The 23,960-nt window shown below is 42.7% G+C and carries 18 protein-coding genes; 14 read left to right on the forward strand and 4 right to left on the reverse strand.

Annotated features, from left to right (window positions below; genetic code table 11):
• Window positions 1-37: 37 nt before the first annotated feature.
• Together MHB64_RS10380 and nspC are read left to right on the forward strand one after the other, a co-directional pair.
• Window positions 38-1,237 carry a saccharopine dehydrogenase family protein gene (locus MHB64_RS10380; protein ID WP_060624451.1) on the forward strand — a complete coding sequence of 400 codons (1,200 nt, stop codon included), beginning with the start codon at window positions 38-40 and terminating at the stop codon, window positions 1,235-1,237.
• Window positions 1,238-1,246: 9 nt separating this feature from the next.
• A complete protein-coding gene (nspC, locus tag MHB64_RS10385; RefSeq protein ID WP_341134358.1) occupies window positions 1,247-2,383 on the forward strand; it encodes a carboxynorspermidine decarboxylase in 1,137 nt (378 codons plus the stop codon).
• Between the two features lie 48 nt (window positions 2,384-2,431).
• Here nspC and MHB64_RS10390 read toward each other — a convergent pair whose 3' ends face one another.
• A complete protein-coding gene (locus MHB64_RS10390; protein ID WP_341134359.1) occupies window positions 2,432-3,949 on the reverse strand; it encodes a stalk domain-containing protein in 1,518 nt (505 codons plus the stop codon).
• 300 nt (window positions 3,950-4,249) lie between these two features.
• Here MHB64_RS10390 and MHB64_RS10395 point away from each other — a divergent pair, with 300 nt between their 5' ends.
• The 7 genes from MHB64_RS10395 to MHB64_RS10425 all read left to right on the forward strand — a co-directional run bounded on the left by MHB64_RS10395 (window position 4,250) and on the right by MHB64_RS10425 (window position 10,871).
• Window positions 4,250-4,873, forward strand: coding sequence for a deoxynucleoside kinase (locus tag MHB64_RS10395; RefSeq protein WP_341134360.1), 624 nt, complete (start codon window positions 4,250-4,252; stop codon window positions 4,871-4,873).
• A complete protein-coding gene (locus MHB64_RS10400) occupies window positions 4,870-5,523 on the forward strand; it encodes a deoxynucleoside kinase (protein WP_094870901.1) in 654 nt (217 codons plus the stop codon). The genes MHB64_RS10395 and MHB64_RS10400 overlap by 4 nt, the downstream gene beginning before the upstream one ends.
• A 253-nt stretch (window positions 5,524-5,776) precedes the next feature.
• Window positions 5,777-6,667, forward strand: a complete 891-nt coding sequence (locus MHB64_RS10405) for an SMP-30/gluconolactonase/LRE family protein (RefSeq protein WP_341134361.1) — start codon at window positions 5,777-5,779, stop codon at window positions 6,665-6,667.
• A gap of 191 nt (window positions 6,668-6,858) precedes the next feature.
• Window positions 6,859-8,040 (forward strand): MalY/PatB family protein, encoded by a 1,182-nt coding sequence (locus MHB64_RS10410; protein WP_094873372.1) that lies wholly within the window; start codon window positions 6,859-6,861, stop codon window positions 8,038-8,040.
• Between the two features lie 117 nt (window positions 8,041-8,157).
• Window positions 8,158-8,466: a hypothetical protein gene (locus tag MHB64_RS10415; protein WP_094873370.1), complete on the forward strand. Its 309-nt coding sequence runs from the start codon at window positions 8,158-8,160 to the stop codon at window positions 8,464-8,466.
• Window positions 8,467-8,508: 42 nt separating this feature from the next.
• On the forward strand, window positions 8,509-9,459 hold the full coding sequence (locus MHB64_RS10420) for a nucleoside hydrolase (protein ID WP_341134362.1): 951 nt from the start codon (window positions 8,509-8,511) through the stop codon (window positions 9,457-9,459).
• A gap of 158 nt (window positions 9,460-9,617) precedes the next feature.
• Complete coding sequence (locus MHB64_RS10425) at window positions 9,618-10,871, forward strand: stalk domain-containing protein (RefSeq protein WP_341134363.1); 1,254 nt, start codon at window positions 9,618-9,620, stop codon at window positions 10,869-10,871.
• 467 nt (window positions 10,872-11,338) lie between these two features.
• On the opposite strand, the gene MHB64_RS10430 is transcribed toward MHB64_RS10425, so the two are convergent.
• Window positions 11,339-11,887 (reverse strand): hypothetical protein, encoded by a 549-nt coding sequence (locus MHB64_RS10430; protein WP_341134364.1) that lies wholly within the window; start codon window positions 11,885-11,887, stop codon window positions 11,339-11,341.
• Between the two features lie 725 nt (window positions 11,888-12,612).
• Between MHB64_RS10430 and MHB64_RS10435 the strand changes: the two genes are divergently transcribed.
• The 3 genes from MHB64_RS10435 to MHB64_RS10445 all read left to right on the forward strand — a co-directional run bounded on the left by MHB64_RS10435 (window position 12,613) and on the right by MHB64_RS10445 (window position 17,010).
• Entirely contained in the window at window positions 12,613-13,560 is a 948-nt protein-coding gene (locus MHB64_RS10435; RefSeq protein ID WP_094878873.1) for a radical SAM protein, read from the forward strand.
• 175 nt (window positions 13,561-13,735) lie between these two features.
• Entirely contained in the window at window positions 13,736-14,761 is a 1,026-nt protein-coding gene (locus tag MHB64_RS10440) for a bile acid:sodium symporter family protein (protein ID WP_341134365.1), read from the forward strand.
• Between the two features lie 215 nt (window positions 14,762-14,976).
• On the forward strand, window positions 14,977-17,010 hold the full coding sequence (locus MHB64_RS10445; RefSeq protein WP_094873359.1) for a methyl-accepting chemotaxis protein: 2,034 nt from the start codon (window positions 14,977-14,979) through the stop codon (window positions 17,008-17,010).
• 150 nt (window positions 17,011-17,160) lie between these two features.
• Here the strand turns inward: MHB64_RS10445 and MHB64_RS10450 are convergent, their stop codons facing one another.
• Window positions 17,161-18,438, reverse strand: coding sequence for a histidine--tRNA ligase (locus tag MHB64_RS10450; protein ID WP_341134366.1), 1,278 nt, complete (start codon window positions 18,436-18,438; stop codon window positions 17,161-17,163).
• 353 nt (window positions 18,439-18,791) lie between these two features.
• Here MHB64_RS10450 and MHB64_RS10455 point away from each other — a divergent pair, with 353 nt between their 5' ends.
• The gene (locus MHB64_RS10455) at window positions 18,792-19,445 is read left to right on the forward strand and encodes an HD domain-containing protein (protein ID WP_094878869.1); all 654 of its coding nucleotides are present in this window, start codon (window positions 18,792-18,794) and stop codon (window positions 19,443-19,445) included.
• Window positions 19,446-19,530: 85 nt separating this feature from the next.
• Window positions 19,531-20,976 (forward strand): DEAD/DEAH box helicase, encoded by a 1,446-nt coding sequence (locus tag MHB64_RS10460; protein WP_341134367.1) that lies wholly within the window; start codon window positions 19,531-19,533, stop codon window positions 20,974-20,976.
• Between the two features lie 1,115 nt (window positions 20,977-22,091).
• On the opposite strand, the gene MHB64_RS10465 is transcribed toward MHB64_RS10460, so the two are convergent.
• Window positions 22,092-23,807, reverse strand: coding sequence for an ABC transporter ATP-binding protein (locus tag MHB64_RS10465; RefSeq protein ID WP_341134368.1), 1,716 nt, complete (start codon window positions 23,805-23,807; stop codon window positions 22,092-22,094).
• Window positions 23,808-23,960: the final 153 nt, after the last annotated feature.

Raw genomic sequence — 23,960 nt, forward strand, 5'->3', positions numbered from 1 at the left:
GTTGATTTTGCAAATGGAATTTTAGGAGGTTTTTATTTTGGGAAAAGCGTTAATTATTGGCGCTGGCGGTGTTTCCAGTGTTGTTGTTCACAAATGCTGCCAGAACCCGGATGTATTTGAAGAGATCTGCATAGCTAGCAGAACTGTCGCGAAATGTGACGCTCTGAAAGATAAATTAGCCGGAGGCCGCACGAAGATTTCTACTGCTCAGCTCGATGCAGATAATACGGACGAAGTCATTGAACTGATCAAGAGCTTTGAGCCGGATGTCGTTATTAATGTCGCTCTCCCATATCAGGACCTGACAATCATGGATGCGTGCCTGGCAACAGGAGTGCACTATGTGGATACTGCCAATTATGAACCACAAGATACAGCGAAATTTGAATACTCTTGGCAGTGGGCTTACAAAGAAAGATTCGAAAAAGCAGGTCTTACCGCGTTGCTAGGCAGTGGATTTGATCCAGGTGTAACGGGCGTGTTCACAGCTTACGCTCAAAAGCACTATTTTGATGAAATTCATACTATTGATATTGTAGACGCCAATGCTGGTGATCACGGATATCCATTTGCAACAAATTTTAATCCTGAAATCAATATTCGTGAAATTACAGCCAATGGCCGCTATTTCGAGAATGGCGAGTGGATTGAAACAGCACCGCTTTCCGAGAAAAAAGTATATGATCTTCCGGAAATTGGACCAAAGGATATTTATCTTTTGTATCATGAAGAATTAGAGTCTTTGGCCGTTAACATCAAGGGTGTGAAGAAGATCCGTTTCTGGATGACTTTCTCGCAGAATTACCTGACTCACTTGAAAGTGCTTGAGAATGTGGGCATGACTTCTATCGAGCCTATCATGTATGAAGGAAAAGAGATCGTTCCTCTGCAATTCTTGAAGGCGATTTTACCTGACCCGGCTTCCTTGGGACCAAGAACAAAAGGCAAAACGAACATTGGATGTATCATCCAAGGAACTAAAGACGGAAAGCCAAAAACTTATTATGTATACAATGTTTGCGATCATGAAGAGTGCTATGCAGAGGTTGGCTCCCAAGCCATTTCCTACACTACAGGCGTTCCTGCAATGATCGGAGCGATGTTAATTATAAAAGGAATCTGGAAGAAACCGGGCGTTTTCAACGTTGAAGAGTTCGATCCAGATCCATTCATGGAAGCTTTAAATAAACATGGTCTGCCTTGGCAAGAAGATTTCTCGCCAACGCTGTTAGACTAAGGCGCGATAATGGATATAGATATCAGCGCGGTCCCGTCACCCTGTTACCTTGTAGATGAAAGATTGCTTACACGTAATCTTGAGATTATGAATTCTGTACAGGAACGTACTGGAGCAAAGATTTTGCTCGCACAAAAAGGCTTCTCCATGCATTCCTTGTATCCGTTAGTTGGAAAGTACTTGCATGGCGTAACCTCAAGCTCTTTGTTTGAAGCCAGACTTGGCTATGAAAAGATGGGCAAAGAGGTTCATGTGTACGCACCAGCTTATATAGATAGTGAGTTCGATGAGCTTCTTGGATATTCCGATCACATTGTGTTCAATTCTTTTGACCAGTGGATTCGATTCAAGGATCGCGTTAAGAATGCACCGAAGCATATCAGCTGCGGCATTCGTGTGAATCCGGAATATTCCGAGATCGAAGTTCCGCTGTATGATCCGTGCTATAATTATTCCAGAATGGGAGTAACTCTCCCTAACTTCAGACCGGAAGAGCTTGAAGGCATTGATGGACTACACTTCCATACAATGTGCGAACAGAATTCGGATACCCTTGAGCGTACGCTCAAGGTAGTCGAAGAGAAGTTCGGACCTTATCTCAAAGGAATGAAATGGCTTAATTTCGGTGGCGGTCATCATATTACACGTCCTGATTATGATCTAGAGACCCTGGTCAAGTGCATTCTACACATGAAAGAGACTTACGGTGTGGAAATCTATCTGGAGCCGGGTGAAGCAGTAGCGCTTAATACCGGATATCTGGTAGCTACCGTTCTCGATGTGATGCATAACGGAATGGATATTGCGATTCTCGATACCTCGGCAGAGTGCCACATGCCGGACGTACTGGCCATGCCGTACCGTCCGAACATTATTGATGCTGGACAACCTGGGGAATTTCCTTATACGTACAGATTAGGTGGAATGACTTGCCTAGCGGGTGACGTTATCGGAGATTATTCCTTTAAGGAGCCTTTGAAATACGGAGATAGACTCGTATTCCTTGATATGGCCCATTATTCCATGGTGAAGAACCATATGTTTAACGGTGTGAACCTGCCTTCTATTGTTAGTTACAATGAAGAAGAGGGAATTAAAGTGATCAAACAGTTCGCTTTCGAAGATTTCAGCGAACGTTTATCTTAAGGTTAATAAAAAGGTGTCCCGTGATGGGACACCTTTTTTGATTACTCCTTATTGCATCGTGATGGCGATGCGCTCCTCCTGTGGGAGCCACTCAACCTTTGCGCCAAGTTGTTCACTGATAAATCGAAGCGGCAGATACATTGATCCATTTACGATGAAGGGGAGTGTAGGGAGATTCACGGATTTATTGTTCACCATTGTCGCTCCTGTTACACCGTTAATACCGATAGCGAGAGCTGGCTTATCTGAAGCTGTACGAGTGATCATGATTTGTTTATCTACCGTTTTGGCTGCGGTTAAGTTCTCTTTAAAGGTAATCGTCGCGCCTAATTTCTCGAACAGAGATCGGAGGGGGACGAAATTCTGCCCGTTTCGAGTGATAACACCATTGGAAAGAGGGATGGATTCACCATTTAGGGAGATAGAAATTGGCTTTTGAACTGGGACGGGTGCTTCATGGGTGAATTCATAGTCTCCGTATCCTAGCTGTGCGTTCTTATTGACACCCCAACCCCATAGGGAACCGTCTTTCTTTTGCATGATGATATGTCGTGCACCATTCTTAATGCTGCTTACCTCAGTATCAAGAAGTGTGAATTTTGAATCAGAGGACATACTCTCGTTTTCAATAGAAGTCTGATAGAGATTTCCTTCCCCAGTTAATGCAACAATAGTCCGCTCTACGATAGAAACATCGACTACATTCTTGATTCCTTTAAGGAGAACCGGTGATTGTTCATGGTAAGTTGTTCCGTCAGAGGAACCTGTAATGGTAGCGCCCCAGAACCATAATTGGGAGGCCCCGTCAATGGCTAATAGGCTGTTCTGATTTCCTTTTAAACTTTTAATATTACTGATTCCCTTAATAGGCGTTGCAGATAGATCTATTGGAGCTCCTTGGTTCTTGTAATAATCTTGGACTGGCCAACTCCATATGGAACCGTCCTTCTTGAGTGCTAGGTTGTTTTTGATTTGAATAATATCCGTCAATTTTTGGATGGTTTCGAAGCTTTCGAAGTCATCGCGTGTAGTAGAAACAGTTCCATCTTTCTTTAAGAACACGTAACGTGTCCAGCTCTTATGAAGATCAGACTCATAGTAACCGCCCACAGCTGCCACGTTATCGACGCCGGAAACCGGTGTGAACGCGGAGGAAGTGAGTCCATCGGATGAAAAGGGGGCGCTTAGAATCGTCCCGTCTCCTTTAAGGGCTATCGTTCTATTTCCCGCCATGAACATATCTGCCAGATTGTCTAACTCTTGAACGGGTGTCACTTTAACAGCTTCAGAGTATGCCGATGTTCTCCATTGCCAGACCGAAAGGTCTTTCTTCATTACATATTGAGAACCAAAGTATGCTTGTACCTCATTCAGGTCATGGATTTGAGTGGGGACAGAGCGATTCCCTCCCCATACCCAGAAGGAACCATCTGTTTTGGTCAGATAATCCGCTCCATACGAAGTGAGGTTAGTAGTTGTGACCGACTTCTCTGCTGCAACTGCGCTTACATTAGAGGCGAGGCTTAATACGAGAAGAGCACTAACCATGCTGATCCATTTTTTCATAGGAATACCTCTCTTTTCTTATTAAATATTTTCATTATGTCTACACTATAATCCATTATCTTACATATAGACGCTAGAACTACTGGAAAAGTTTCTTCATATTTACCCACTCACAAGAAAGGTCTCATGTGATACAATAATTTAGTCTGTTTTTTAAAATATAAGAGAGTATAAGTTTCACGCTATACTTTATCCTTATATTTCACGCTTAAACACTTACCGTCCTTATAAGGACGCCGAAGGCGTTTATTCTTGATTTAGCTATTGAAAGGTTTGTATCTGAGGAGGAAGTCAGCGTCAATGAAACAAGCACCGTTTATTGCAGTGGAAGGCCCAATCGGGGCTGGAAAAACAACATTAGCTTCTATGCTAGCAGAAGAATTAAATTTACCGATCATCAAAGAGATTGTCGATGAGAATCCGTTTCTAGCTAAATTTTATGAGAACATGGACGATTGGAGCTTTCAACTGGAGATGTTTTTTCTCTGTAACCGGTATAAACAGCTTGAAGATACCGTTACACAATACATAGATAAAGGGATCCTGGTCATTTCCGATTACCATATTTATAAGAACCTCATCTTTGGAGAACGAACGCTGAATGGAACGAAACGTGAAAAGTATCGGCAAATTTATCATGTGCTTACGGATGACCTGCCAAAGCCAAATATTATTCTCTATATTAAAGCCAATTTAGATACATTATTAAGCAGAATTGAAAAACGTGGGCGGCCCTTTGAAGAGGGAATGGATACTGCGTATTTGGAGCAATTAATTAAAGATTATGATGACGCGATGGCCTCTCTAGCCATTCAGGAGCCTTCGACCGTAATTATTACCATTGATGGAAATGCAGTCGATTTCGTGGAGAATCCGGAACACTTCACTGAAATTGTCTCTTATATAAAGGAGCTAATCAAATGAATTCATATCATATCCCGGAAAATTCCATTATTACCGTGGCTGGAACTGTCGGGGTGGGGAAATCCACTTTAACAGGCGCCTTGGCCAAAAGACTTAATTTTCAAACCTCGCTAGAGCAGGTCGATCACAATCCTTATCTCGAAAAGTTCTATCATGATTTTGAGAGATGGAGCTTTCACTTGCAAATCTATTTTCTTGCTGAACGTTTCAAAGAGCAGAAGAAAATGTTCGAACTCGGCGGTGGTTTTGTTCAGGACCGTTCCATCTATGAGGATACCGGTATTTTTGCGAAAATGCATGCGGATCAAGGTACGATGTCCAAGACGGACTATGAAACCTACACCAGCCTGTATGAAGCTATGGTTATGACGCCGTACTTCCCGCATCCTGATGTACTGATTTATATTGAAGGCAGTCTGCCTTCCATTCTGACGCGAATTAATGAACGTGGCCGTGAGATGGAGATTCAAACGGATGTTTCCTACTGGGAGCATATGCATGGCAGATATTCGAAATGGATCAACGAGTTTACAGCTTGTCCAGTGCTTCGTTTGAACATTGATGATTATGATGTGAATGATGAGACTTCGATGTCTGATATTCTTGTGAAGGTTGGCGAAGCGATTCGTAAGCCTATTGATAAAATATAATTGATGATTTGAAGCCCCCAGGATTTGGGGGCTGTTTTTTTACTCAACTTATGTTGTAGTGCTCTTGGACAGAAATAGGAGAGGTCTTCTTATTCCGCTGGAAGAGTTGAGCTACTAAGGTGAAAAGGTCATAATGCATGTATCCCTTTACGTGCTCGTCACAACTAGTGTGATCGGCATACATTGCTTTTGAAAGGTTCGGATGTAGGGTTTTTGGATATTAATGTGTAGAAAATAGGAAGGAGTGAGCGTTTTGGAGTATACAGAGATTCAGGCAGAATTGATTATCGATGCTCAGGCAGAGCTGGGTGAAGGACCACATTGGGATGCTGAATTCAACCAGTTATATTGGGTAGATATTACGGGTAAGAAGCTTAGAATATATGACAGAGTCACAGGCAGTGAAACCGTCCGCTCTTTTGATCTTATGGTCAGCGCAGTTATTCCAACTACTGCCGGTGGACTTGTTCTAGCTATGGAGGATGGAGTCTATCTCTCTTCCCTCGAAGGATCTCCTGTCCAAATGATTTCGATTGAACCAGAGTTTCCACGTAACAGATCCAATGATGCAAAATGCGATCGACAAGGCCGACTTTGGGTGGGGACGATGAGTATGGATAATGAGCCGAAAGTTGGAGGATTGTATGTCCTTGAGCCCGACGGATTTTGTCGCCAAGTGTTGTCTGGCATTGGTATTTCGAATGGATTGGCGTGGGATTACGCACGGAGCAGAATGTATTATATTGATACGCCTACGAGACATGTGGATGTATTTGACTACGATGAAGTGGCCGGAAAGATCTGTAACCGGAGAGTCGCTTTTCAAATTCCTGATGCTACAGGTTTGCCAGATGGAATGACGATAGATAGCGAAGGAATGCTTTGGGTCGCCCATTGGGGCGGGGGTTGTGTTTCGCGCTGGGATCCGAATACGGGGGAGCAGATTGGACTGGTTCGAGTTCCAGCGCCTTTTGTCACCTCATGCACCTTCGGCGGTAGTGATTTAACAGAGCTTTACATTACGACTGCAAGGACAGGTCTAAATGAAGATGAGATCTGTCAGTATCCGCATGCGGGAGGATTGTTTATGGCTAAGCCTGGCGTGAGTGGTCTGCTGTCCGCGAGCTTTCAGGCTAAGGAGTAGATTTGTATCACTGTCAGGGACATGAATTTATATCTTCACACTTGGTAGAGTGGCTGCAGAAATGATACAAAGCTGTACGTGAGTTAAAGAGGGCGCACTTTCGACAAGTGCGTTCTTTCTTATCCAGAGTGCGATATCCTCCGCCTCATGATACAATAAGGGACAAGTTTATAAGGATGAGGTGACTTTAATTGAAGTATGATTTCGATCGCGTAATTGACCGCCGTAATACACGTTCTTACAAGTGGGACCAGTCCGAGAAGTTGTTTGGTGAGAAGGATATAATGCCACTTTGGGTGGCAGACATGGATTTTGAAAGTCCTCCTGCAGTGAAGGAAGCGATTCTGCGCCGCGCAGAACAAGGGGTTTACGGATACAGTGTACCTAGTGACTCTTATAAAGAAGCTATCACCTCGTGGTTCAGAAGACGGCATGATTGGGAAATTAAACCGGAATGGATTTCGGATTCTCCAGGAATCGTAACCTCCTTAAGTTTTTCTGTAGAGCTGTTTACTGAGCCAGGGGACGAGGTTATTTTACAGTCGCCAGTCTATTATCCCTTCTATGATGTCATCCAAATGAATGATCGCAAGGTCGCCAAGAATCCGCTTGTTATTCGTAATGGACGCTTCGAGATGGATTATGAGCAATTGGAAGGGCTGATGCAAGGTGGAGCCAAGCTGCTGCTTTTATGCAGTCCGCATAATCCGGGTGGTAGAGTATGGGAAAGAGAAGAGCTGCTGAAGCTTGGTGAGCTCTGTCTGCGTTATGGAGTGACCGTAATCTCTGATGAGATTCATTGTGATTTGGCGCTTCCAGGTTATGAGCATATCCCTTTTGCATCCTTATCTGAGGAAATTGCGAATATTACACTGACCACACTTGCTGCGACCAAAACCTTCAATCTACCGGGGTTACAATCTTCTTTTATCGTGTCTTCCAATCCGGAATTAAAGCTTAAATTTGATCGAAAAATGAAAGCCTTGAGTTTACATATGGCTAGCTTCTTCGCCCAGGGTGCAGTAGAAGCTGCCTATAATGATGGTGAAGAATGGTTGGATGAGCTTTTAGAGTACGTGTCAGGCAATGTGGACTATGCGATTAGCTATCTGTCAGAGCATTTGCCACAGGTCCAAGTGATGCATCCGCAAGGCACATACCTCCTATGGGTTGACTGCCGCGGTCTGAATCTGGATATTGATGGACTTAAACAGCTAATGTACAAAGAGGCTAAAGTTGCTTTTAATGAAGGCTCTGTCTTTGGAACTGAGGGACAAGGTCATCTGCGGATCAATCTAGCTTGTCCTAGATCTACTCTAGTTGAAGCGTTAGAACGCTTTTGCCAGGCAGCTGTAGCTTATACTGCGAAATAAAAGGTATTCCTGAAGCTTGATGTTTCCTTCTAAGGGGATCGTCGAGCTTCTTTATTTTGCAAAAAGGTAAAAAGAATAATAAAATGGAGTCCATTACGTCAAGCAGGAGGACTTCAAATGAAATGGGTAGCTCAGCTTCCGTACTATAAGATACAGCGAGAAATTAAGGATGGAGAACAACGAAGTATTACATGCAATCGCTTTATGTATTTGTACAAAGATAGAGTTGTGACTCGTCATCGTGAATTTCCAATAAAAGATATTTTAGATATGTCCTATCGCTCAATGGGAGGTTCAGAGGGGATGTTCTATCTGTACACGAGTAAAGGTGTATATACTTATTTGGTAGAGTGTGATCCTGAAAGCTTTATTCATACTTTTAAAAAACAGCAAAGGAATAAAATTGAGCGTACTGGTAGGCCGTGATATGATAATCCATACGACATTACAGGGTGGGAGAGAACATAAATGAGCAAAACACGAATTATTATTGATGCAGACACAGGTATTGATGACGCACTGGCAATTCTATATGCCTTACGTGCTCCAAATGTAATTGTAGAAGGAATTACAACCGTTTTTGGGAATATTGATGTCGAAAAGGCGGCGGACAATTCTCTGCGACTGATTGAGCTTGCTAAGCCTGGGTATGAGATTCCTGTAGCCATCGGAGCATCCAAGGCACTCGTTCGTGAGCACTCAGGCTACGCCACTCATGTGCATGGTGAGAACGGTATTGGTAATGTGGAAATTGCTCCATCCAGCCAGCGTCCCATTAGCGAGACTGCGTCTGAGTTTATTGTTCGGATGGCTAATGAGAATCCCGGAGAAATTGTATTAGTTACACTGGCACATCTAACCAATCTTTCGATGGCGCTTGATTTGGACCCTGGTATTAGGAATACTTTGAAAAAAGTAGTGGTGATGGGCGGTACGATCTTTAATCCCGGCAATAGAACACCGGTTGCAGAAGCGAATATTGCTGGAGATCCGGAAGCTGCTGATCATGTATTTACATCTGGACTTCCCGTTCTGATGGTGGGTTTAGACGTTACGCTTAAGACGCGGATTACCCAAGAGCATATCGATTTATTAAACCGTTTTGGACGTGAAGAGAATAAAGCGATCATTTCGTTTATGGAACAATCGCTCACTCATTATTTTAATTTCTATCGTGAAGCGAACTTTTTGATTAACAGTGCACCGCTGCATGATCCACTCGCGCTTATGGTTGCGCTGCAACCAGATCTAGTAACCTATAAAGAAATGAATGTTCGTGTGGAGCACAAAGGTGAGTTTACATCTGGAATGGTCGTAGCGGATTTGCGGGCTCAGCCAAAAGTGGGTAAGCCCATACAAGTTGCTGTGGATGTAGATGTTGAACGAGCGGTGGGTACCTTTTTGAGCGTGTTTATGTAATTTTGTCGACTTCTACTAATATGAAAAATAATTTCGAAGCTCATAAATGACAATCTATTAATTTTACAATTGGATAATCTTTGGTAAAATGGTAGAAGACATATAAAGAGTTTAAGAGATTACACTTCATATTATGGAAGATGGGAGACTTAACAGTCATGAACAAACGGATTGGTAAATTGGTCTTATGTCTGGCGATATCGCTAGGTGGCACCACGGCATTACTCCAAAATACTACACAAGCAGCACCAGCAGGTGGAGTTAGTATTGTGCTGGACGGTTATGCACTACCATTTCCAGTAGAACCTGTTGTGATGAACGGAACCACGATGGTTCCATTCCGGGCGATCTCTGAAGCGCTGGGGATCAACGTAGAGTGGAATCAAGCGCTTAAGAAAATTACCGCCACCAAGACAGATACGGCGGGTACTAAAGTGGTAACATTGACGCTTGGCAGCAAAAATGCAGGCGTAAATGGCGAAGTGGTGAAGCTAGGGGTTGCTCCCCAAACGATCCGCAATAACACGATGATTCCGCTTAGCTTCTTCGGCCAGCAGTTTGGTGCGGGGGTAGCTTGGGATCAAGCGACGAAGACGGTATCCATCACTTCACCCAAGACGGATATGTACAAACTGGGCTTCTATGCGCTTAGCTCATACAGCGAAATTTCCTTGCTTCCTAGCTTTGATGCTGCAGCTTTTGGTTGGAGCGGGATTAATAAAAGCGGACAATTCACCACGACAGGCACTGACTTTAGATGGCCTCAAGCGGCTGGAGATGTAACTCCAGAGTCTATTATCTCAAATGCAGCAGCAGGGGGCACAGCGCCTTATCTGATGGTCTTTTCTGGTGATACTGCATCCGAGCTGACGAAGAACCTGGAAGATAAAGTGCTTCAAGAGCAGACGATTACAGGAATCGTTGATCTGGCTACACAAAAGGGATTCCAAGGCATCACGCTGGATCTTGAGGGATTGGGTCTCACAGGAGATAAAGCTAAGGTTCAAGCAGATTATAATGCGTTTGTGAAGAATCTGTCTCAAAAAGCACATGCAGCAGGTCTTAAGCTCACGGTTATCCTTCATCCATTAAACAGCTCTTATAAAGGTTATGATTACAAGACGCTAGGCAGCCTCGCAGACGATTTGGTCATTATGGCTTATGATTATTTGCAGGAGAAAAAAATGCCAGAGCCGATGAGTTTAGTTGATGAAGGTATCCGGCTTGCGCTTCAGCAAGTGAGCAAGGATAAGCTGATTCTCGGTATTTCCGTTTATAGTGAGAATGAAACTTCAGTAAATTCCAAGGTTGGACTTGCCAAACGTTATGGTCTTAAAGGAATTGCAATCTGGCGTGTGGGCTTGATTGGACAGCCTGTCTGGAATGAGATGGGTAAGTCGGTGGAATTGTAGGCGGGATTATGATACGTTATCAAAAGAAAAGGGCTGCCATTTGGCAGCCTTTTTTTCTTATAAGGAAAAATATTATATGCTTACGCATTAAATTATCCTTATCTTTCTCACATAAAGCTAGTATGGAATAGATCTATTAAAGTATAGGGAAATCCTCCCTAAAAATTCTGCATTTTAGGGTTGTACAGGTGGAGTATAGGGAATTTCTCCCTATATTTCAGCGGATATCATCGTTTTTTAGAAAATTCCCCGTATTATAGGGAGAAATTCCGCATAAATGGGTAATTGTGAAGAAATCATCCTGAAAATAGGGAGTTTTTCCCTATAAATCTCCCTTGCCATCTCCCATCACAATTTCATTGACTGGGTGCAGGAGGTAGGGGAGTTTGGGATATGAAATCTAAAATGGATCGGAATTTATAAATTTTACGGCATAAATGATCTTTCTCTTACGAAGGGGGATATGCCTATTCATACGTACCATTCTCGATGGACTCGATAGTAGTGAATATCCGCGAGTAGGCATCTTTAATGTTGGGTTCATTTATTTTGTCGTTGTAAAGCCCATATTCCCAAGATCTATATTTTTCACCATTATGAAAATATCCTGTGGCATACATATTATTATTAAAGTTTTTTAAAGAAGAGTGCTCATATGATACGTCTTCAAGAACAAATGGCATAAATGACTTGGTGGACTGTATAAAGAAAAAAGGAATCGCTGCATGGGTATATACTTTAACATACTTATTGTCGTCCGCTTCTTGCAGATGCTCCTTCATAATAACTACGGCATCATAATCAGATGCAAGTTCATCGTAATCTTCTAACTCCTCAAAAGAAATACTTGTGAAGTGCACATGTTCTTCTCTTATTTTAGGGACCTCGCCAACAACACCTATAAATAAGCTTTTCCCTGAGTACAGCGGTGTATCAACAGTATCAGCATTAGATGTACAGCCTGTAGCAAATATGAATATTAGGATAATGAGTGCGTTTAGGATGATTTTCCTCATCTTTTGGCTCCTTTCAAGAGTTCTGCATGAGTTGTGTTTACTTACAATAAAGCATTATACTGGAAATTAATGGTTCAGACCAGTAAATGAGTCATGGACTTCGAAAGAAGCCTGATTCAGAGGAGGGTTATGTTGCGGTTGTTTTTGTCCTCATTATATTTGGAGTAGCCTTGTTTTTACCCCGTCAGATTAGGAAGTCTGGTTTAATTATAGTATCTTCAATAACTGTACTTCTGCTATTATCCTTCGCTATTCGCCCCTACTGGATTGATTATCAAGTATCCCGAAAAACAGAACAGCTCAATCACTAAATCCTTATCATTTACAAGTTAGATTTAAAAACGAAGAAGGTTGGATTTATGTTTATTCAGTCGTAAATGAGAAGAAAATTCACCAGAGTGTGTGGATACCATCAGGTGGCAACTCTTTCGAAGAAGGAAAGCATTACGAAAAATGAGATCAGCTAAGTAGTGACGAAGGGAAGTTTGGAACTGTAGAAGCGATAGCGACCGCCCGAAAGCTTTCCGTAGGAAAGCTCACTTCGTAAGCATAGGCTGTCTCCGGAAGTCTAAACATTCCGGAGTTACGACTGAAGCTGCTGCCCTGGATTTCTCAAACACACTTCGACTGTTATAAACCTCACATTAACCTAATCCATAAACCTTTATAATCTCTAAGATTGAGCCCTTGAATCAAATCATTATTTTTCAGGAGGACTTTAAAGTATGAGATATAAAGCATTGGAATTAGACAAACCGCTTACTTATGAGCTGGAAGGCTTAGAAATAGGAGTTACCTCGAACTGTAATTTCCGCTGCGATTATTGTTGTGCGTATAATAGAAATGATGGACAAAGCATCAATTCTAAAGAGGTTATCCGAATTCTTGAAGAGCTTCCTGATCTGAAAAGAGTACGCTTGTCAGGTGGCGAGGTCACATTAAAGTTCGATGACTGTGTGGAGATTGTAAACTACTGCTCATCCAGAGGGATTCAGACACAGCTGAATTCGAACGGCAGTCTTTTAAATGCTGAAAGGATTGATCAATTGGTCGCGGCAGGATTAACGACGATACATATTTCCTTCAATTTTACTACTGCGGACGCCTTCTCTCGTTATTATAATATTCATCCAAGCATCTATGAGAAAATTAGAGAGAACATTACTATGTTCGCGGCATCTAGTGTAGATACGGTGCTGGAGACGCTGTTGTTCAGCGAAACTCAGGATAACATGAAGGAAATCAGCGATCATGTCTACGCGATGGGTGTTAGAACACATGAGATTCAGAACAGTATTATCATGGATCATACAGGCTGGAAGTCTATAGCTGCCCGCGAACAATTAAAGAATGCTGTGAGTGAACTGATCGCTATGAAGAAAGAGGATACGATTTTGTATTTCACTTGCATGGACCGTTTTATGGATATGCTTGGGTTCGAGGAACAACAGGGCGTTTATTTTCCACATTGCATAGAGGGCAAGAAACAGCTTCATCTACATGGAAATGGGGACATCCTGATCTCTGAATTATGTCATCCCGTTATTATTGGCAACATTTATCAGGGAACCTCACTGAAGGACTTATACAGTAACATGCCAGCGCCTTTGGCTCAGTTTCTGGATAAACTGCCATGTCCAGCACTGGATGCATTGTTTCCGCAAGGGGTTTAAATCGTTAAGCATTTCTATAAAATTACTACTTGGAGCCAATTTAAAGAATTGGTTCCTTTTTTGTGTAGTAGATTAATGGAAAGTCCTGTATGATTTCTGTAAGCTTATAGAGACTGCTACAACATAAATTTGCGGATAAGGAATGTATGACATCCATACATAAGGTGTGCGAAACATGCTTACGAATATAAAAAATGGACTCATCAAATCCAATGTTGTACTCGAAAAAATCATGCCATTATTAACCCCTACTGCCATCGTCGTTGGCGTACTTAATGAAAGCAGACTGCTACCATTCACAGGTCTCGTCCCTTGGATATTCGCTTTTATGACATTGATCGGAAGCTTGAAATCCAATCTCAAAGATCTGCTGGGCGTACTGCTGAAACCACAGAAGCTGATCGTGTTGATGATTATTCTTCATATCGTGATGCCGCTCATTGGCTGGCTCGTTGCAAGTGCTGTTTTTCCGGGAGATCCTTACACAGTGACTGGATTTGTACTGTTGTTTGCGATCCCAACGGGTGTCGTTAGCGTGGTGTGGGTATCCATATACGGCGGGAATATTGCATTAACTTTGGCAATTATTCTGATCGATACGCTCTTGTCACCGATTGTCGTTCCGGGTACCTTGTATTTGCTCATGGGAGCAAGTGTGGAGATTCAACTTGGGGAAATGATGAAAGGGCTCCTATGGATGGTTGTCATTCCTTCAATGGTCGGGATGCTTCTGAATCAATGGACAAAAGGTAAGGTGAATACGGTATGTGGACCTCCGCTTTCCCCATTTGTAAAGATTGGGTTGTTCATGGTCGTTTCTATTAATGGTGCCAGCATTGCCCGTTATCTGAAACACCCGGATAGTAAATTGGCAATTATTATTGGCGTAACCTTCTTAACCGTGGTTCTTGGATATGTAATCGGAGCATTAGTATCACGCCGTTTCCGTTTTAGCTATGAAAATTCTGTGGCTGTGCAATTTAATTCCGGCATGCGTAATTTAAGCGCGGGAGCTGTGCTCGCAGTAAAATATTTCCCTCCGGCTGTCGCGCTCCCCGTAATTTCAGGAATGTTATTTCAGCAAATTCTCGCTGCGATGTCTGGTCTATTTTTACGTAGCAACACTAAACACCCCTTAACAGATGGTGCAATCACGCAAGTTACCCCGGCGTCCCAGTCAGAACCACCTATTTCATCATAGAGTTAAAACAGGTCTTAATAACTAGTATGAAGAAGGCGACCAAACTAGTAGAACTAGTTTTTCCTGCATTTATATGCAAAAATTCGACATTTTTTGATATTTTCCGTATTTTCGCTTCATCAATATTCACTAATTTATCGTCATATCCGATAGTAGTTGTATTATTTACAATTGCATTGTTCGCTAATGAACAGTAGTCGGAAGGATGAGGAAAAATGAAGATTCGTCTTAAACTATCACTTATGATGATAGGTGTGACCCTATTATGTATTGCTGTAATGGGGGTTTTTACATATTTAAGGTCAACTCAGGCAATTGTGAGCCTTACTGAGAATTCTATGAAGCAGGTCAATACGAATAAAGCTCAGACCATATCGTCTATGATTTCGAAGGAGCAGAGAAGTATTGAGCTTATTGCCGGAAGGTCGGAAATTGTCGAATTATTACTCCAAGCAGGGAATGGTGGAGTCGCCAAGGGGAGTGAGCTACAGAATGAGGTGAATATCAGCCTTCAGGGAATTGTGAAGGATGCTGGGAACCTTGAACATGCTTTTGTCAGTGATATGAAAGGCATCGCTGTGGCTGATAGTGACATTAAGCTTATAGGTACGGATTTTAGTGAAAGAAATTATACGAAAAAAGTTATGGATACCGCGGCGCCGGTCATTAGCGAAACGCTAAAATCAAAATCTACTGGGGCTTATGTGGTGGCTTTTGTGCATCCGGTTAAGAGTAACGGGAAGATGATTGGATATGTTGCTTCAGCGGTTTCTGCAGATAGTATGATTAAGTATTTAGCAGATGCAAAAGTAGTAAATACAACGACTTCGTATGCTTATCTTCTCGATGAGAATGGGAATACACTATACCATCCGGATAAGAAGCAAGTAGGACAGCCTGTTGCCAATGATCAGATCATGGCTGTGGTGAAGCGTGTGAAATCTGGTGAAAAAGTAGAAGATAGCCTACTTAGCTATACATATAATGATGTGGATAAAAAATCAGCCTACACCGTTATGCCTGAGACCCACTGGTTGCTTGGGCTAACCGCAAATTTAGATGAAATTGTAAAACCAGTGAACGAGATGAGAAGCTTTAATCTGTTGCTGGGTGCAGGAAGTTTGATTATTGCATTGTTGATTGCTTTATATTTTGCCCAAAAAATCTCTTCACCGATTACTAAACTGACAGATTTGATAAATAGAACGGCAGAGCTGAATTTGACGTATGACTCCCAGTACGAGTATCTGACGAAAAACAAAGATGAAACAGGTACGATAGCCATTGCGATGCTCCGAACACGGGTTATTCTTCGTGATATGGCGAGTAGTCTAATCACGATCTCGACCAAGGTGCTTGATAATGCGGAGACTCTTGAAAAGCTGTCTATAGATGTGCGGGAGAATGCTCATGACAATTCGGCAACAACACAGCAGCTTTCGGCAGGGATGGAAGAGACAGCAGCTTCAACACAAGAGATGACGGCAGCGATTACTGAAATTGATGTTAATGTATCCGAGATCTCCATTAATGTAAAGGAAGGCGCGGAAGTTTCCAAACAGATCAGTGAGCGGGCGATGGAGTTACAAGATGAGGCGTTAGAGTCTACGGATAATGCGAAGCGAGTGTATGAATCTGTTCGTATCGATATGGAAAAAGCAATTGAACAGTCGAATGCGATCTCGGAGATTAATGTACTGGCGGATACGATTCTATCGATTACTAGTCAGACTAATCTGCTTGCTTTGAATGCAGCGATTGAAGCGGCTAGAGCAGGTGAGGCGGGTAGAGGTTTTGCTGTTGTAGCTGGTGAAATCCGCAAGTTGGCTGAGAAATCGTCAGAGACTGCGGCTGGGATTCAAGGGGTCGTTTCAGGTGTATATGCTTCTGTTGAACTAATGAAGGAAAATTCAGAGGCGTTACTTGCTTTTATTGACCAGAATGTTCTTGGAGATTATGAGCGGTTAACGGAGGTAAGTCAGCAATATAACAGAGATGCTACTACAGTGAATTTGCTGATGAATCAATTCGAGACCGCGGCCGATCATCTAAGTATGGCGGTATCTAGTATTTCTATAGCGGTCAATGAAGTGGCTGCTACAGTAAATGAGGGGGCTATTGGGATTCAGGATATTGCGGTGAAGACGGCTGATATCGTTGAGAAGACATTCCATGAAGTTACGGTGGCTGACGAGAATACCCAAAGTGCCAAGGAGCTACAGGCGCTGGTAGATCGGTTTAAGATCTAAGAAGGATTAAGGGAATCTTTATCCGTCATTCATAAAATATTAAGCTTGCAAGGTTATAGTACATATATAACCTCCCTTAAATATAAACTTTACCCCGCCGGCCGTCGGCGGGGTCTTTTTTTATGAGATCTTTTTAAAGTGAATACCAGCTTAGCCAGTGATGAGGTAAATAGCTTCATCCAGCGGAACGATAACCTCTGTTTGTTCCGCCATATCCTTCAAACGCACCTTATCATCACTTGCTTCGCTTTCGCCGATCAGTATTACGTAACGGATGTTTTTGGATGAGGCTGTGGCGAGTTGCTTTTTTAATTTTCTTTTACCAGATACGAGAGTGGTTCTTATAGAACAAGCACGCAGCTCAGCCGCTGCAATCAAAGCTTGTGGTAGTGTCTCACCAATGGGAATGACCATAACATTAGCTGCACTATTTTCTTGGGTAGGTCGTTCTGCCAGGAGCGTCATGATTGACTCCATACCAAAAGACAACCCAACCGTAGGATATTCAATATCCTCTCTGCCCACTAGCTGTCCGATAATCGCGTCATATCTGCCTCCACCACCCAAGCTTGAGGGAAAGGAACCCGATGCATCAAAGATCTCGTAAACTGTTCCTGTGTAGAATGAAAGACCTCGTGATAAGAAAGGATCGAAGCGGCAAGTATCTTGTAGTCCAATGTTGTGGATTAGATTTTGTAGGACGAGAACCTCTGACGCACCCGGTTGTGTTGTAAGATTGTATTTGTCGCATAACTGCTCAAAGTTTGGATTGTCCATTTCGATAAGCGCAAGAATCGCTGCGATGGTTGCAGATTCTAGCCCCTTGCCAATTAACTCGTTCTCCACTCCATTAATGTTGATTTTCTCAAGTTTATCAAGGGTGAGCATAACGGAAAGTTGCGCTTCTGCAGGTACGCCGATGGATGCTAGAATCTCACCGAGAAAACGTCGATTGTTCCATTTTAGGATGATAGGAATGTCCAGCTTGCGGAAAGCTTCAGTAGCCAGTTGCATTAGCTCAGCTTCAGCCTCAGGGCCGGAAATGCCGACCACATCGACATCACATTGTAGGAATTCACGCAGACGCCCGCGTTTTACGGGTCCATCTCGGAACACTTTTCCGATCTCATACCTTTTGAAGGGGAACTCTATCCCTGGATTTAATGCGATCACTTTAGCAAAAGGAATCGTCAGATCATAGCGTAACCCTAGCTTGCGGTTGCCTTGATCCGAGAGTTGGTACATTTCCTTGAGAATTTCATCTCCACCTGCATATTTCGAGGTTAATAATTCCAGTTCGTTTAATAATGTGGTGTCCATAGATTCAAAATCATAGAGTTCGAACAAATCCTGCAGCGTTTTTTGAATGTTCTTTCTGAGCGCTTGCTCTTTACCGAAGTAGTCATAAGTTCCTTTAATGTTTTGCATCATTAGTAGCTCCTTTGAATTGGCATAGTTTAGAAAATAAAAAACGCGCAGGACCTCTTGGTCCTGCGCGTATCTATGCCGCAGGGAGGCCAACGCGAGTAGCGTTAGCCTCCCTGAAAAAATTCAGGAATGCTAACGCTGTTTGTGATAATAATGAAGTTGATTCAGCATGATTGTATTTGTATTCACCAGAACCAATTCCCTTCGAAAATTTGATACTGCCGATTATAGCGGATCATTCCGAGTCATGCAAGTAAGAATTTATATTAGGTTCGATTTCTAGTGGGCGAATGGATAAGTTATCAGCTATAATAAGGCTTCGATATTCCTTACGGAAAGGGAGTTTTTCTACGATGGATAAATCTTTAATTATAGCTCGGACCGAAGATTTTGTTAAAGAACAACTGGGACAAGATACTACGGGTCATGACTGGTGGCATTCCGACAGAGTGCGCAACACCGCCGCTGAAATTGCCAAGATCGAGAGCGCAGATGTATTTGTCTGCACGATGGCCGCCTTGCTGCATGATGTTGCTGACGAGAAGCTTAATCCGTCTAAAGAAGAAGGTTTGCATAAAGTACGTACTTGGCTTTCTTCATATCTTACAAATGAGGAACAAATTAATCATATTATGATGATTATTGAGACGATGTCCTTTAGCGGTGGCGGGGGAGAACCGATGCAGACTCTTGAAGGCCAAGTCGTCCAAGATGCCGATCGACTTGATGCACTTGGGGCCATTGGGATTGCCAGAACCTTTATTTTCTCAGGGGCGAAAGGTCGTCCGGCTTATGATCCGGAAGTGTCTCCAAGAGATAAATCGCTTCAAAAGGAGTACAGGGATTACAGCAAAGGAACAGCTATCAATCATTTTTATGAAAAGTTATTAAAATTAAAATTCCTGATGAATACAACCTATGGACGCAAGTTAGCAGAAGAACGGCATGATTTTATGCTTAATTATCTGGACCAGTTCTATAAGGAATGGAATCAAGGGAGCCAATAGCTGTTATAATGATAAGTATGCACAAGATGAAGGATCGCGGAGTTTCCGCTTTAACCAGAACAATCGGCATAGAAGAGGTTGAACGATGAGTGAATTGCAATTTAGAGATTATGAGTTAAACGAAGACATTATTAAAGCGCTGGATGTTCTGAAATATGAGACGCCAACAGAAGTTCAAAGTAAAGTGATCCCTGTAGCTCTTCAGCAAAAGGATCTGATCGTTAAATCGCAAACGGGTAGTGGAAAGACGGCAGCTTACGGAATCCCGGTCTGTGATTTGGTGGATTGGGTGGAGAATAAGCCGCAGGCTTTGATTCTAACGCCTACTCGGGAGCTTGCCATGCAAGTGAAAGAGGATATCACCAACATTGGACGATTTAAACGGGTTAAGGCTGTGGCTCTTTTCGGTAAGCAGCCCTTTGCTCCACAAAAAATTGAGCTTACTCAAAAAACACATGTTGTCGTAGGTACGCCTGGACGTGTGTTCGACCATATTGAAAGAGGTACGCTTCCGCTAAATCGGATCAAGTATTTGATCATCGATGAAGCAGACGAAATGCTGAGCATGGGGTTCATTGAGCAGATCGAAAAGATCATTAAGCAGCTGCCAAAAGAACGAGTGACTTGTGTTTTCTCCGCTACATTACCGGAAGTGATTAAGAATTTGTGCCGGAAATATATGAGCGATCCGGTGGAAATTGAGATACAAGCAAGTGGAATTACAACCGCTACAATTGAGCATGCATTGATCGAAGTGAGACAAGCTGCCAAGTTCTCGCTACTGAGCGATATTATTACGGTGGAGAATCCGGACAGCTGTATTATCTTTTGCCGCACACAAGAACAGGTGAATGCGGTATTTAGAGGGCTGGCTGATCTGGAATATCCCTGTGATAAGATCCACGGGGGAATGGAGCAGGACGAGCGCTTTGAGGTCATGAACGCTTTTAAAAGAGGGCAGTTCCGTTATCTAATCGCTACAGATGTGGCGGCTAGAGGGATTGATATCGAGAACATCACCCACGTGATTAATTACGATATTCCGCTGGAAAAAGAAAGCTATGTACATCGTACAGGCAGAACCGCTCGTGCAGGTAAGACGGGTAAAGCGATCACTTTTGTCACTCCAAATGAGCAAAAGTGGGTGAAGGACATTGAAGGCTATATAGGCTTCAGCATCCCAACTATGAAAGCACCTTCAGATGATGCCGTTGCTTACGCGAAGGAAGCGTTTGAGCAGAAGATTAACAAGCAGCCTGTCCGCAAGAAGGACAAAAGCGAAAGCTTGAACAAAGAGATCATGAAGCTGTACTTCAACGGCGGCAAGAAAAAGAAGCTAAGAGCCGTGGACTTTGTAGGAACTATCGCGAAGCTTGAGGGGATGTCCGCCGAAGATATCGGCATTATCTCAATTCAGGACAATGTGACATATGTGGATATTTTGAACGGTAAGGGTGCTATGGTACTGCAAGCGATGAGAGAGACGACCGTAAAGGGCAAGCAGCTTAAAGTGCATATTGCGAAGAAATAAACGGTGGATTGCGGTCTATCGCTGATCATGTCACATATGCCGCCTTTGATGCGGTTTATACTAAGAGGGAGTCGTGTTTATTACACGGCTCCTTCTTTTTTTAAAAAGATTTAAAATAGAGGATTAATCTATCGGTAATCAAAACTGTTATTAAATAAAGAGGTGGTAGAGTGAAAGGTGAATTTAAGAACACTAGGATTAAAGCAATTCTGCAAGTTCTATTTGTTGTTTTTTTGCATTTTATAACTATCTATCTTTTGAAGCTGAAAACTGAAGATTGGGATGAAGAAATAGTAAGGCAGATGTTCTTAATGTATTCAGCATCAATATTTCTTACATATATGTCTTGCATGATGGCTTTAAAGACGAGGAAGCTAAGGTACAATATTACATGGTTAGTTATCAGTACTTTACCCAGCTTGAGAATTCTATTTTAATATTTTTAATGTTAATAATGATATTATCGAAGGAAAAACCAGTAATTGATTAACATCTGTACATAAAGAATGGAAATACGAGATTCACTTTTCGTCCTTCAAAACCATTGAAAAGTTTCTATTTATGCTAGGGACGGATGAGTTTGGTCGTTTGATACCCTAAACGCGGAGGATTAATTATCGAATTGGGCGCAGATGAAAATAGTTTGTGTTTGAGCGAGTGTTTAGATTGTGTTGTCTTTGATTTTAGGGAAATCCTCCCTAAAAATTGCGGATTTTCGCTGGATTTTAAGCTTTATAGGGAATTTCTCCCTGAAAATCGCCTGAAATCCACTGTAATGAGCTAATTAGGTGAATTTAAGGGGAGGAATTCCCTAATTGTTGAAATCAGGACCGTAATATCGATGAAATTGGGGAGGATTTCCCTAATTTTCATTCCCACGAATCCAAAAGCCCATAACTCCCTATAACTCCCTATAACTCCCTATAACTCCCTATAACTCCCTATTACTCTTAAACTCCAATACTCCCTAACTCACCAATTTAGCCCTCATGCAGGAAATAGATGAGAAGTACGAAAAAGCAAGCCTAGTCGCCAATGACGTGGGACTAGGCTTGCTTTTTTTGAAAATCCCAGAAGCTGAATCAATCATTCTTCAGAAGCTCTAGATAACGTCCTTAGGCGTTATACTGCGCCTGATGCAGCCGGCTGTATATGCCGCCGGCATGGACTAACTCTTCATGGCGGCCTTGCTCGGCAATGCCTTCTTCGTTCACGACCATGATCCGGTCGGCATTCTTAATCGTCGTCAATCGGTGGGCGATGACGAGTGTGGTTCTACCCACGGACAGATCCGCCAGCGATTGCTGAATCGCTGCTTCCGTTTCTGTATCTAGCGCGGAGGTAGCTTCATCCAGAATCAGGATCGGCGGATTCTTCAGGAACATGCGGGCGATCGCTAGGCGTTGCTTCTGTCCACCGGACAGCTTTACTCCGCGCTCACCGATCACTGTATCCATGCCTTCGGGTAGATTCTGAATGAGATCCTCCAGATGGGCACGCCGGGCAGCTTCCCAGATTTCAGGCAGCTTCGCATCCAGCTTTCCGTAGGCGATATTCTCACGAATCGTACCGGAGAACAGGAATACATCCTGCTGCACGATCCCGATCTGCTTACGTAACGACTCTAGCTTCATGTCACGGATATCGATGCCATCTATGGTGATAGCCCCGCCAGTGACATCATAGAAACGAGGAAGCAGGCTGCAGATGGTTGTTTTACCTGCACCAGAAGGTCCCACAAAAGCAATCGTTTCGCCAGCTTTTACTTTCAGGCTAATATTTTGCAGAACCGGACGGTCCTCGTCGTATCCGAAAAAGACATTCTGGAAGATGATATCACCGTGTAAAGTGCTTACCTCTACAGCATCCGGCTTGTCGCTGATATCCGGCTCCGTATCAATAATTTCTAGATAACGTTTAAAGCCGGCAATTCCTTTAGGATAACTCTCGATAACGGCATTGATCTTCTCGATCGGACGGAAAAAGATATTGGACAACAGAATAAATGCCACAAACTCACCGATTTGAAGTTCGCCATTGATGAAGAACCAAGCACCGCTGATCATCACAAGGATCGTAATGAGGCGGGTCATCATATAGCTGACGGATAAGCTTTTGGCCATGGTTTTATAAGCAAGAAGCTTAGTTTTACGGAACATTTGATTATCTACGGCGAATAGCGCTTGTTCATGCTGCTCATTGGCAAAAGATTGCACAACCCGGATTCCGCCCACATTATCTTCGATACGGGCATTGAAACTACCTACATTCCCAAATAGCTGGCGGTAGGTGGAAGTCATGTTGCGTCCGAAGTAGATGATCACCCAAGCCATAATTGGAACGATAATAAAAGTAATAATCGCCAGCTTCAGGTTAATATCAGCCATCAGGATAAAAGCTCCGACGAGTGTCATGATGGCAATGAATACATCCTCAGGACCATGGTGCGCCACCTCGCCGATATCATTTAGGTCGTTGGTGATACGTCCGATTAGGTGACCTGTTTTATTATTATCAAAAAATCGGAAGGATAGTTTCTGGATGTGATTGAACATTTTTTTACGCATATCGGTCTCGATGTTAATACCAAGCATGTGGCCCCAGTAAGTAACGATATATTGCATTACCGTATTCAAGGCGTAAATAGCTAGAAGCGCGACACAAGCAATGAGTATCAGCGGCCAATCTTGACCGGGGAGCAAATCATCAATAAATTTATTGACAGCTACCGGAAAAGCTAGTTCTAGCAGACCTGCAAAAACAGCGCAGGAGAAGTCCAATATAAATAGTTTTTTATACGGACGATAGTAGGAAAAAAACCTTCGAAGCATTCTGTTCACTCTTTTCTATAGGAATATGTAGGGATCGAATGAAATTGATTCTCAATTGTCTTGATTATATGGATACTAAAGATGTCATTCGATTTTGTCAATAATAGGGTTATGAAATTACTTAAGGCTTGTAACTTTTATAATAATAGTGGA

Source organism: Paenibacillus sp. FSL K6-2859, from assembly GCF_038008265.1.
In the GTDB taxonomy this organism is placed as follows: Bacteria; Bacillota; Bacilli; order Paenibacillales; family Paenibacillaceae; genus Paenibacillus_AQ; species Paenibacillus_AQ nitricinens.

Excerpts from the sequence above, each read along its gene's own strand:
- nspC (WP_341134358.1), top strand. The coding sequence starts at position 1,247 with ATGGATATAGATATCAGCGCGGTCCCGTCACCCTGTTACCTTGTAGAT.
- MHB64_RS10390 (WP_341134359.1), bottom strand. The coding sequence starts at position 3,949 with ATGAAAAAATGGATCAGCATGGTTAGTGCTCTTCTCGTATTAAGCCTC.
- MHB64_RS10395 (WP_341134360.1), top strand. The coding sequence starts at position 4,250 with ATGAAACAAGCACCGTTTATTGCAGTGGAAGGCCCAATCGGGGCTGGA.
- MHB64_RS10400 (WP_094870901.1), top strand. The coding sequence starts at position 4,870 with ATGAATTCATATCATATCCCGGAAAATTCCATTATTACCGTGGCTGGA.
- MHB64_RS10415 (WP_094873370.1), top strand. The coding sequence starts at position 8,158 with ATGAAATGGGTAGCTCAGCTTCCGTACTATAAGATACAGCGAGAAATT.
- MHB64_RS10420 (WP_341134362.1), top strand. The coding sequence starts at position 8,509 with ATGAGCAAAACACGAATTATTATTGATGCAGACACAGGTATTGATGAC.
- MHB64_RS10425 (WP_341134363.1), top strand. The coding sequence starts at position 9,618 with ATGAACAAACGGATTGGTAAATTGGTCTTATGTCTGGCGATATCGCTA.
- MHB64_RS10430 (WP_341134364.1), bottom strand. The coding sequence starts at position 11,887 with ATGAGGAAAATCATCCTAAACGCACTCATTATCCTAATATTCATATTT.
- MHB64_RS10435 (WP_094878873.1), top strand. The coding sequence starts at position 12,613 with ATGAGATATAAAGCATTGGAATTAGACAAACCGCTTACTTATGAGCTG.
- MHB64_RS10440 (WP_341134365.1), top strand. The coding sequence starts at position 13,736 with ATGCTTACGAATATAAAAAATGGACTCATCAAATCCAATGTTGTACTC.
- MHB64_RS10445 (WP_094873359.1), top strand. The coding sequence starts at position 14,977 with ATGAAGATTCGTCTTAAACTATCACTTATGATGATAGGTGTGACCCTA.
- MHB64_RS10450 (WP_341134366.1), bottom strand. The coding sequence starts at position 18,438 with ATGCAAAACATTAAAGGAACTTATGACTACTTCGGTAAAGAGCAAGCG.
- MHB64_RS10455 (WP_094878869.1), top strand. The coding sequence starts at position 18,792 with ATGGATAAATCTTTAATTATAGCTCGGACCGAAGATTTTGTTAAAGAA.
- MHB64_RS10460 (WP_341134367.1), top strand. The coding sequence starts at position 19,531 with ATGAGTGAATTGCAATTTAGAGATTATGAGTTAAACGAAGACATTATT.
- MHB64_RS10465 (WP_341134368.1), bottom strand. The coding sequence starts at position 23,807 with ATGCTTCGAAGGTTTTTTTCCTACTATCGTCCGTATAAAAAACTATTT.